Below are 11,611 nucleotides of genomic sequence, written 5' to 3'. Positions count from 1 at the left end.
CCGTCGGCCGGGTCACGTATGTCGCGGTCTCAGCTGTCGCAGCGGCCCCGGTCCGCGGCTTCCAGCGCGAAGTCGGACACCTGGTCCTGGTCGTCGAAGGCGATGCGGTAGCGCTGGCCGTGCCGCGCGCCCGGGACCGGCGTCTCGAAGATCCAGTCGTCGATCTTCTTCAGCCGGGGATAGGCGGCCTTGACCCGGTCCAGGCTGGTGCCCATGGTGACGCCCTCGGGGGTATGGATCCGGTCCGTTCCGGTGATCATCGCTACGCCCTTGCGGGACTCGATGAACACACCGCCGCCGGGGTTCGGCTTCCCCTCGGAGGGGCGCAGGTGGTAGACGGAGCAGCCGCCGCCACCCTTCTTGTCCACCAGCAGGCCGGTCTGCTCCGCCGCGCGCTCGGACTGCCCGAGGTGGAGGCTCTTGTAGCCGTCCGGCCCCAGCACGCCGCCGTCGGGCGCGGCGGCCGACGCGGCGGTGCTGCCGAGCGGTGTGAGCAGCAGCAGTCCGGCTGTCGCCGCGGTCGCGATGATGCGCTTCATCGTGAACTCCGTTCCTGTTCTGGTCGTACGGGACGCGGGGTGGGGCGGTACGCGCCGGGCGGGGGTCGGAGAGCGGTGCGACCGGTCCGACCGGTGCGTATGGTCGGTGGTTCTGTACCCCGGCCCCGCACGGTGATCACCTCTCTCGCGTCACTGGGGGCGCGTACCCGAGCGGCGCCCGCCCACACTGCCCCGCTCGCGCCGGCGGCTTACGCCGCCTCTTGACGCCGCCCGTTGACGCCGCCCGTTGACGCCGCCCATTGGCGCCGTCCGTTGGCGTCGGTCGTGCGCACGGTCCGCTGACGTCGTCCATCGCTGTCGCGCCTTGCGATATCGGGTTGCTACACCGGCCCGGCAAGATCTCAACTGCACGTCCCGTAGCGGCTGCCGAAGGGCACTGGGCCCTGGTCGGTCTCCGCAGGCGACGGGCGCGTTCTCGCGCGTTCCGGCGCGCTCCGGAGCAACCGCTGAGAGCACCGAACTTATGGCCCGACTCGCCGCGAAGGAGCCCTGAGGCGCGATGGTGCATGGAACCGGTTCCGGCTCGCCCCTGATGTGGATGCTGAGCGGCTGCGGCCGGGAATCGCTGGCGGCCCGCGCGCGGCGCCTGCGTGAGCACCTCCGCTGTCAGGAGGACTGGCGCCCGGCCGACGTCGGGCTCGCCCTCGCCGGTACCGCGCTCACCGGAAGACGGCGCGCCGCGCTGATCGCGGAGGACCGCAGCGGATTCCTGGACCTCCTGGAAGCACTCGCCGACGGCCGGGGCGCGCCCGGACTCGCCGAGGGCGGGAGCAGAGGCGAGGGCGGGAGCAGGGGCGAGGGCGCGGGCGATCGCGGCAGGGTGGCATTCGTCTATCCCGGCCAGGGCGCCCAATGGCCCGGCATGGCGGCCCGGCTGCTGGAGACCTCCCCGGTCTTCCGGCGCCGCATGGACGACTGCGCCCAGGCGCTGGAAACCTTCACCGGCTGGTCCCTCATCGACCTGCTGCGCGGCTCGCCCGGCTCGCCGAGCCTGGCCCGCGCGGATGTCGTGCAGCCCGTGCTGTTCGCCATGACGCTGTCGCTGACGGAGCTCTGGCGCTCGTACGGAGTGGAGCCCGGCGCCGTACTCGGCCACAGCGTCGGCGAGATCACCTCGGCCGCCGTCGCCGACGCGCTGTCCCTGGACGACGCCGCGCGGGTCGTCGCCCTCTGGAGCCAGGCCCAGGCGACGCTGGCCGGGCGGGGCGAAATGGTCTCCGTCATGGCGGCGGCGGAGGAACTGGCCCCGAGGCTGGACCGGTGGTCGGGCCGCCTGGTCGTCGCCGCGGTGAACGGACCCCGTTCCGTGATCGTCTCGGGGGACGCCGACGCCGCCGAGGAACTGCTCACCGACCTCGCGCGGGCCGGAGTGCACGCCCGGAAGGTCGCCGTGGGGCTCGCCGCCCACTCCGCGCACATCGACGAAATCCTCCCGCGGATGCGTACGGACCTCGCGCCCATCCGGCCCCGCCCCGCCCGGCTGCCCTACTACTCCGCGCTGACCGGCGGCCTGCTGGAGAACCCGGTCCTCGACGCCGACTACTGGTGCCGCAACCTGCGCAGCCGCGTCAGCTTCGCGTCGGCCACCCGCGCCCTGCTCGCCGACGGCTACGGAACGCTGCTCGAAGTCAGCCCGCACACGGTCCTCACCTCCGCCATGCAGGACAGCGCCGAGGAGAGGGGCGCCGACGCGCACGTCATGGGGACGCTCCGGCGCGAACAGGGGGACCGCAAGAGGTTCCTGACCTCGCTGGGCGAACTGTGCGCGCACGGCGGCGGCGGGCCCGACTGGCAGGTGGTGTACGAGGGCCACGACGCCCGGCCCGCCGAACTTCCCTCGCACCTCCTCGAAGCGGAAGCGGAAGTGGCGACGGGGGCGGGGGTGGGGCCGGGGCCGGAGGACGTGGAGACGCACCGCACAGGCGTGACCACCGACGCTCCGGCGGACGCGCTCCGTGCCGGGCTGGCCGGGCTCCCGGCGGCGGGGCAGCGCGCGGCGCTGCTGAAACTCGTCGCCCGCGAGGTCGCCGGCCTCCTGGGCCGGCCCGGACCCGTACCGGCGGACGAGCCGTTCCTCGACCTCGGCTTCGACTCCGTCACGGCCGTGGAACTCCGCAACCGGCTGAGCGCGGCCACCGGGCTGCGGATACCGGCCACCGCGGTCTTCGACCACCCGACACCGGGGGCTTTGGCCGAGGCGCTCCGTGCGGAACTGACGGAAGGACGCGCCGAGGGCGAGGTGGAAGTGGAGGAACAGACACCTCTCGCGGCCGCCGACGACGACCCCGTAGTGATCGTGGGCATGGGATGCCGCTACCCCGGAGGCGCCCGCACCCCCGACGAACTGTGGCGGCTGGTGTCCGACGGCGCGGACGCCGTCACGCCCTTCCCGACCGACCGGGAGTGGGACACCGCCGCCCACTACGACCCCGAACCGGGGCAGCCCGGCCGCTACTACCAGCGCGAAGCGGGCTTCCTGCACGACGCCGCCGAATTCGACGCGCGCTTCTTCGGCATCTCCCCGCGCGAGGCCCTGGCGATGGACCCGCAGCAGCGGCTGCTGCTGGAGACGAGCTGGGAGGTCTTCGAACGGGCCGGGATCGACCCGACGTCGCTGCGCGGAAGCCGGACCGGGGTGTTCGTCGGCGCGATGACCATGGACTACGGGCCGCGCCTCCAGGACGCCGACGAGGTCGGCGGGCACCTGCTCACCGGCAACACCGGAAGCGTCGCGTCCGGCCGGCTCGCCTACACCCTCGGCCTGGAGGGCGCCGCGATCACCGTCGACACGGCTTGCTCCTCGTCGCTGGTGGCGCTGCACCTCGCGGCGCGCGCCATCCGCTCCGGCGAGTGCTCGATGGCCCTGGCCGGCGGCGCGACGGTGATGTCGACCGTGGGCATGTTCGTCGAGTTCAGCCGCCAGGGCGGCCTCGCGCCGGACGGCCGCTGCAAGGCGTTCGCGGCGAACGCCGACGGTTTCGGCCTCGCCGAAGGCGTGGGGATGCTCCTGCTGGAACGGCTGTCGGACGCACGGCGGTTGGGCCATCCGGTGCTGGCGGTCGTACGAGGGAGCGCGGTCAATCAGGACGGCGCGAGCAATGGCCTGACGGCGCCCAACGGCCCCTCGCAGCAGCGGGTGATCCGTGCGGCGCTGGCGGACTCCGGGCTGCGTGCGACGGACGTCGATCTGGTGGAGGCGCACGGTACGGGGACCCGGCTCGGCGACCCGATCGAGGCGCAGGCGCTGCTGGCGACGTACGGTCAGAATCGCCTGCCGGAACGCCCGTTGAGGCTCGGGTCGCTCAAGTCGAACATCGGCCACACGCAGGCGGCGGCCGGTGTGGGCGGCGTGATCAAAGCGGTGCTGGCGATGCGTCACGCGGTGATGCCGAAGACGCTGCATGTGGACGGTCCGACGCCGGAGGTGGACTGGTCGGCGGGCGCGGTGGAACTGCTGACGGAGTCCCGGCCGTGGGACGCGGCCGATGGTCCGCGGCGGGCCGGGGTGTCGTCGTTCGGCGTGAGCGGCACGAACGCGCACGTCATCCTCGAAGAGGCGCCGCCGGTGCTTGATGAGGCAGCCCCCGGTGAGACCGTGCCCGCACCCGGCTCGACGGCCCTGGCATGGACGCTCTCCGCGAAGAGCGAGCAGGCCCTGCGCGACCAGGCACGCCGGCTGCTCGACGCCCCGGCCGGGCCGAACCCAGCGGATGTGGGCTACTCCCTGGCGACCGGGAGGGCGGTTCACCAGTACCGCGCGGTACTGGTCGGCGAGGGCACGGACGCCGACGGCTTCCGGCAGACCCTGAGCGCCCTGGCCGCAGGCTCCAGCGCCCCCGGACTCGTACAGGGAACGGCTGGCACGAGCGGTGAAGTCGCCTTCGTCTTCCCCGGACAGGGTTCGCAGTGGGTGGGGATGGCCGCTCAACTCATCGACACAGAACCGGTGTTCGCGTCGACGGTTGCGGAGTGTGGGCGGTCTCTCGCTCCGTTTGTCGACTGGTCGTTGGAGGATGTTCTACGGGCACGGGTTGACGCTCCGTCGTTGGGGCGGGTTGACGTGGTGCAGCCGGCCTTGTTCGCGGTGATGGTGTCGCTGGCAGCGGTGTGGCGTTCGTACGGTGTGGAGCCGGGTGCTGTTGTCGGTCATTCGCAGGGTGAGATCGCTGCCGCCTGCGTCGCCGGGGCGCTGTCGTTGGATGACGCGGCGCGGGTGGTGGCGTTGCGGAGTAAGGCGTTGCGTGCCCTGTCGGGGCGCGGCGGCATGGTGTCCGTGGCGCTGCCCGCCGCCGAGGTGGGGGAGTGGCTGACCGAATGGGGCGGTGCGTTGTCCGTCGCTGCCGTCAACGGTCCTGTCTCCACGGTGGTGTCGGGTGACGCGGGCGCGTTGGACGAGTTGCTGGAGCAGGCGGAGGCGCGGGAGGTGCGGGCCCGGCGCGTACCGGTGGACTACGCCTCGCACTCTTCTCATGTCGAAGACATTCACGAACAACTGCTTTCTGAATTTGTAGAATTGACGCCTCAACAGGCGAATGTTCCTTTCTATTCGACAGTCACCGGTGAACTGCTCGACACCACCGCGCTGGACGCCGAGTACTGGTATCGGAATTTGCGGCAGACGGTGCGCTTCGAAGAGGCGACGCGGGCGCTGTTGGCGGAGGGGTTCCGGTTCTTTGTCGAGCCGAGTGCGCACCCGGTGCTGACGCTGGGAGTGCAGGAGTCGGCGGAGGCCGCCGGGGCCGAGGCGGTGGTGCTCGGGACGCTGCGCCGTGATGAAGGTGGTCGGGACCGGCTGCTGTTGTCGCTCGGGCAGGCATGGGCGAGCGGGCTGCCGGTGGACTTCTCCGGCACGTACCCCGGCGCGCGCCGCGTGGACCTGCCCACCTATCCCTTCCAGCGCGAACGCTTCTGGTTGTCCTCGTCGTCCCCTTCCTCTTCTCCTTCTGTTTCTGCGACGTCCGCCGACGACCTCTTCGAAAGGCTGGAGCGGCAGGACCCCGCTCAGCTGTCCAAGGCCCTCGGTGTCGGCCTCGAAGCCCTGGGCGAGGTTCTGCCCGCCCTGTCCGCCTGGCGTTCCGTGCAGGCACGCGAGCGCCGCGCGGACTTCTGGCGCTACCACGTCGGCTGGCGTCCGGTGCCGGTTTCGCCCGGTGCGCCGCCCGCCGGCCGCTGGCTGGCCGCGGTTCCCGAAGCCTTCGGCGCTGCCATGGCCGCAGTCCTCGACGCCCTCGCCGCTGTCGACGTCGACCTGACCCTGATCACCGCCCCCGGTCCGGGCGCGACTCGCGAGGAACTGTCCGCCGCGCTGGTGGAAGCGGCGGCCCTTACCGACCAGGACGACCAGCCGGTCGCCGGAGTGCTCTCCCTCCTCGCCTGGGAGGAGCGCTCGCACCCCGAACACCCGGAAGTCCCGGGTGCGTTGGCACTCACCCTCGCCCTGTCCCAGGCGCTGGGCGAGGCCGGGATCGAAGCTCCGCTGTGGCTGCTGACCCAAGGGACGGCCGTCCTCGGTGGGGCCGAGCGGCCCGGTACGCCCGCGCACGCGGCCGTCGCCGCCCTCGGCCGTACGGTGGCGCTTGAGCACCCCCAGCGCTGGGGCGGGCTCGTCGATGTGCCGGCGGTGCTCGATGAGCGGGCCGCCCGCCGCCTGTGCGCGGTGCTGGCCGGTGCGGCGGCCGACGAGGAGCAGGTGGCGGTGCGTTCCACCGGGGTGCACGGGCGGCGGCTGCTGGCCGCGGCCCCACGCCCGTACGCGACCGGCGGGCCTTGGGAGCGGGGCGGCACGGTCCTGGTGACCGGCGGCACCGGCGGCGTCGGCTCGTACACCGCCCGCAGGCTCGCGGCACAGGGCGCCGAGCGCCTTCTCCTCGTCAGCCGACGCGGCGCCGACGCCCCCGGAGCGGAGGAACTGCGCGCGGAGCTCGCGGAACTGGGCGTGGCCGTGTCCATCGCCGCCTGCGACATCGCGGACCGGGAGGCGCTGGCCGCGCTGGTCGCCGGCATCCCGGCCGAGTCCCCGCTCACCGGCGTCTTCCACGCGGCGGGCGTACTGGACGACGGTCTGCTCGACGCGCTGACCCCCGCCCGGCTCGCCGTGTCCCTGCGGGCCAAGCTGACAGCCGTTCGGAACCTGCACGAGGTCACGGCCCACCTCGACCTCGCCGCCTTCGTCGTCTTCTCCTCGGTGATGGGCGTCGTCGGCAACGCCGGGCAGGGCAACTACGCGGCCGCGAACGCCGCGATGGACGCCCTCGTCGCCCTCCGCCGCGCCGACGGCCTGCCCGGAACCTCCATCGCCTGGGGCGCGTGGGCCGTGGCCGGGATGCTCGACGACGAAGTCGCCGCCCGGCTGCGGGACTTCGGCATGCCGGTGATGGACCCCGAGTCCGCCGCCACCGCGATCGACCGGGCCGTGGCGGAGAACGACGGGCTCGTCCTCGTGGCCGACGTCGACTGGCGGCGGTTCGCCGAAGGGACGGGGCTGCGGTCCAGCGCGCTGCTGGCCGAGCTGCCGGACCCGAGGGCGGAGATGGCTTCGCTGGACGAGGCGAGCCGAAGTGCCGCTACCGGGAGCCGGGCCAGTACGGACGGCGAAGGTGTTCGTGCGCAGCTTGCCGCGCTGGTGAGTGCTGAGGACCGTATCCAGTACGCCACCGACCTCGTACGCACCCACACGGCCGCCGTTCTGCGGCACAAGACGGCCGACGCGGTGCGGCCCGCCGAGGCGTTCGCCGCGTTGGGCCTCGACTCCTTGACGGCGGTGGAACTGCGCAACCGGCTCGGCGGCGCGACCGGCCTCAAGCTGCCCGCCACCGTGGTGTTCGACCACCCCACGCCGGGCGCGCTCGCCGAACGGCTCATCAGCGAACTCACAGAAATGGGGGAGTTGGGCGAGGCCGTAGCCGCTGTCGGTTCCGGCATCCCTTCTGCCACGGGCGAGGGCGCGCAGGGGAACCGTCCCCACGGCAGCGCCGACGACCCCATCGCCATCGTCGGCATGGGATGCCGCTTCCCCGGAGGCGTCGAACGTCCGGATGAGTTCTGGAAGTTGCTCGCCGGTGGCATCGACGCGGTCGGGGACTGGCCGCTGGACCGGGGCTGGGACACCGAGGGGCTGTACGACCCCGACCCCGACCACCCCGGAACCACCTACAGCGACCAGGGCGCGCTCATCGCCGATGTCAGCGGCTTCGACGCCGAGTTCTTCGGCATCTCGCCGCGCGAGGCGCTTGCCATGGACCCGCAGCAGCGGCTGCTGCTGGAGACCTCCTGGGAGGCGATCGAGGCGGCCGGGCAGGACCCGACCTCACTGAGGGGACGTCAGGTCGGGGTGTTCTTCGGCACCAACGGCCAGGACTACCTCGGGCGGTTGGAGGGTTCGCCGGGCGCGTCCGAGGGGCACTTCCTCACCGGCAACACCGCCAGCGTGCTCTCCGGCCGGGTCTCGTACGTCCTCGGCCTGGAAGGGCCCGCGCTCACCCTCGACACGGCGTGCTCGTCCTCCCTCGTCGCCCTCCACCTCGCCGTGCAGGCGCTGCGGCGCGGCGACTGCGAGCAGGCGCTCGCGGGCGGCGTCACGGTGATGAGCACGCCCAAGCTCTTCGTGGAGTTCAGCCGCCAGCGCGGGCTCGCGCCCGACGGGCGGTGCAAGGCGTTCTCCGCGGACGCCGACGGCACCGGCTGGGGCGAGGGCGCGGGCGTGCTGCTGCTGGAGCGCCTGTCGGCGGCCCGCCGCCATGGCCACCCCGTACTCGCGCTGGTCAGCGGCACGGCCGTGAACCAGGACGGGGCGAGCAACGGGCTCAGCGCGCCCAGCGGGCCCGCCCAGCAGAACGTCATCCGCGCCGCCCTCGCCGACGCCGGACTGCGGCCCGAGGAGATCGACGCCGTCGAGGCGCACGGCACCGGGACCCGGCTCGGCGATCCCATCGAGGCGCAGGCGCTGCAAGCCGTCTACGGCGCGCGCCGGACCGCCGACCGCCCCCTGTGGCTCGGTTCCGTCAAGTCCAACATCGGGCACACGCAGGCGGCGGCGGGCGTCGCGGGCGTCATGAAGATGGTGCTGGCCATCCGCAACGGCGAACTGCCGGGCACCCTGCACCTCGGCGAGCCCAACCCGCACGTCGACTGGTCGGCGGGCGGGCTCCGGCTGCTCGCCGAGCGGACGCCCTGGCCCGAGCACGGCGGCACGCGCCGCGCGGGCGTGTCCTCCTTCGGCATCAGCGGTACGAACGTCCACGTTGTCCTGGAGCAGGCCCCGGAGGGGACGGGCGTCCCGGGGGGTATGGGCGCCCCGGGGGGTGGCGACCTCGCCGTTTCCCGCCCCCTGCCCGTACCGCTGCTGCTCTCCGCCGCGACCCCGCAGGCGCTCCGGGCCCAGGCGGACCGGCTCCACGCCCACCTCGCGCACCTCGCAGAGCGCCCGGACGCCGGCCTGGCGGACGTCGCCTATTCCCTCGCCTCCGGCCGGGCCGCGCTGGAGCACCGGGCCGCGGTACTCGGCACGGGCGCGGAGTCAGCGCTGCGGGCGCTACGGGCGTTCGCCGACGGCCGCCGCCCGGCCTCGGTGATCACGGGCGCGGCGGGCCTGCCCGGCCGCACGGCCTTCCTCTTCCCCGGCCAGGGCAGCCAGCGCGCGGGCGCCGGAGCGCAGCTCTACCGCGACGACCCGGTCTTCGCCGACGCACTCGACGAGGTGCTGACCGAACTGGACCCGCACCTCGAAGTGCCGCTGCGCGACGTCCTGTTCGCCGAGACGGGAACGCGCGAGGCGGACCTGCTGGAGCGGACCCGCTTCACCCAGCCCGCGCTGTTCGCCCTGGAGACCGCGCTGTTCCGGCTCGTACGGCACTGGGGCGTACGGCCCGATCTGCTGATGGGCCATTCGATCGGCGAGGTGGCCGCCGCCCACGCCGCGGGCGTCCTGGACCTGCGCGACGCGTGCGCGCTCGTCGCCGCTCGCGGCCGGCTGATGGACGCGCTGCCCGCGGGCGGGGCGATGGTGGCGGTCGAGGCTGAAGAGGAGGAAGTGCGGGAGATCATTGCTGACGTCTGGTCAACAGAGGTCGCGGCAGCGGATATCGCCGCCGTCAACGGGCCGGACTCCACCGTGGTGTCCGGCGACGAGGAAGCGGTGCTGCGGCTCGCCGAGGAGTTCCGCTCCCGTGGCCGCCGCACCAAGCGACTGGCCGTCAGCCACGCCTTCCACTCCGCGCGGATGGACGGGATGCTGGACGAGTTCCGGCACGTGGCGGAGGGGCTGACCTACTCCGCGCCCCGTATCGCGGTGGTCTCGAATCTGACCGGCGCACCGGCCTCCGCTGACGAACTGTGCTCGCCGGACTACTGGGTCCGGCACGTCCGCGGCACCGTACGGTTTCTCGACGGCGCCCGCAGGCTACGGGCCGAGGGCGCGACGACGTTCCTGGAACTGGGTCCGGGCGGGGTGCTCTCCGGCATGCTGCACGGCTGCCTTGAGGACGCCGACGACTGCGAGACGCTGCCGATGCTGCGGGAGGGGCGGCCCGAGGCCGCCGCTGTGCGGGGAGCGTTGGCCGGGCTGCACGTGCGCGGCGTACCGGTCGACTGGTCGACCGGCTGGCGCGGCACGGACGTACGCCGCGTGGGCCTGCCCACCTACGCCTTCCAGCGCAAGCGCTTCTGGCCCGAGCCCATCCCCGAGGCAACGGGTGGGGGCGCGGCGGCTGACGGTCTGTGGGATCTGCTCGACCGGCCCGAAGGGGTACGGGCCTTCGCCGCCGAACTGGGCTTGGACGAGGGTGCCGCAGCCGCACTGGAGAACGTGCCGAGGGCCTTGGCGTCCCGGCGGTCGCGGCGCGCGGCCGACGCCGCCGCCGATCGCCTGCGCTACCGCATCGGCTGGCAACCGCTCCCCACACCGCCCGCACCACGTCTCTCCGGCACCTGGCTGCTCGTCATCCCGGAGGGGAGCGGACCGGAGGGGGGCGTCGAGATCCCGGAGGGGGGCGTCGAGAGCGCCCTCGCTCGGCACGGTGCGAAAGTCACGGTCCTGCCGGTCGCGGCCGGAGCGACGCGCACGGAACTGGCCGGGCTGCTGCCGCCGAATACCGCCGGCATTACGGGCGTACTGTCGCTGCTCGCCTTCACGGACGCCGACGCCGACGCCGGCCGCCGTGGGCCGGAGCCGTCTCCCAGGGCGCCGAGCACCGCCCTGGCCGCAACCCTGCTGCTCATCCAGGCACTCGGTGACCGTGAGCTGAACGCGCCGTTGTGGTGCGTCACGAGCGGTGCGGTGGCTGCGGATGGCGCCGCCCCCACTGACCCCGTGCAAGCCGAGATCTGGGGCCTCGGGCGGGTCGCTGCTCTTGAACTGCCGCACCGTTGGGGCGGATTGATCGACCTGCCTGATGTGCCGGACGACGCAGCGCTGAGTCGGCTGTGCGCCGTGCTGGCCGGGATGGACGGCGAGGACCAGGTGGCCGTCCGCGCCGCCGGGCTCTTCGGGCGCCGCCTCGACCGGGCCCTGATCCCCGCCGCCGTACCCGCCCCCGCGCCCTGGAAGCCGCGCGGCACCGTGCTGATCACCGGCGGTACGGGCGGCCTCGGCGCGCACGTGGCGCGGAAGCTGGCGGCGGACGGCGCCGAGCACCTCGTACTGCTGAGCCGACGCGGCCCCCAGTCGCCGGGGGCCGCCGAGCTCGCCGCCGAACTGTCGGCGCTCGGCGCCCGTACCACCGTCCTGGCCTGCGACGTCGCCGACCGTGCCGAACTGGCGCGGGCTCTGGAGGGGCTGCGGGCCGAGGACGAGACCGTACGGGCCGTCGTGCACACGGCGGGGCTCACCTCGGACACCCGGATCGAGCACTGCACGCTCGACGACGTGGCTCGGCAGACCGCGGCCAAGACGCTCGGCGCGGACCACCTGGACGCGCTGTTCGACGGCCCGTCGCTGGACGCCTTCGTCCTCTTCTCCTCGATCTCCGCGACCTGGGGCAGCGGCGGCCAGGCCGCCTACGCGGCGGCCAACGCCCACCTCGACGCCCTCGCCGCCGCGCGGCGCGCCCGAGGGC

At 73.5% G+C, this 11,611-nt stretch carries 2 protein-coding genes; one reads left to right on the top strand and one right to left on the bottom strand.

From position 1 onward, the window contains the following. Window positions 1-29: 29 nt before the first annotated feature. Window positions 30-539, bottom strand: coding sequence for a hypothetical protein (locus tag ACFU99_RS17005; RefSeq protein WP_384392158.1), 510 nt, complete (start codon window positions 537-539; stop codon window positions 30-32). A gap of 520 nt (window positions 540-1,059) precedes the next feature. Here ACFU99_RS17005 and ACFU99_RS17000 point away from each other — a divergent pair. Next, window positions 1,060-11,611, top strand: a 10,552-nt coding sequence (locus ACFU99_RS17000) for a type I polyketide synthase (protein WP_384392155.1), incomplete at its 3' end; no start/stop codon positions are given.

The organism is Streptomyces sp. NPDC057654, from assembly GCF_042800135.1.
In the GTDB taxonomy this organism is placed as follows: Bacteria; Actinomycetota; Actinomycetes; order Streptomycetales; family Streptomycetaceae; genus Streptomyces.
Note: the sequence above shows the minus strand (reverse complement) of the source record. Positions and strands in the feature narration are given on the sequence as shown.

What these genes read in the sequence shown, in the direction of transcription:
- ACFU99_RS17005 (WP_384392158.1), bottom strand. Translation starts at nt 539, where the DNA reads ATGAAGCGCATCATCGCGACCGCGGCGACAGCCGGACTGCTGCTGCTC.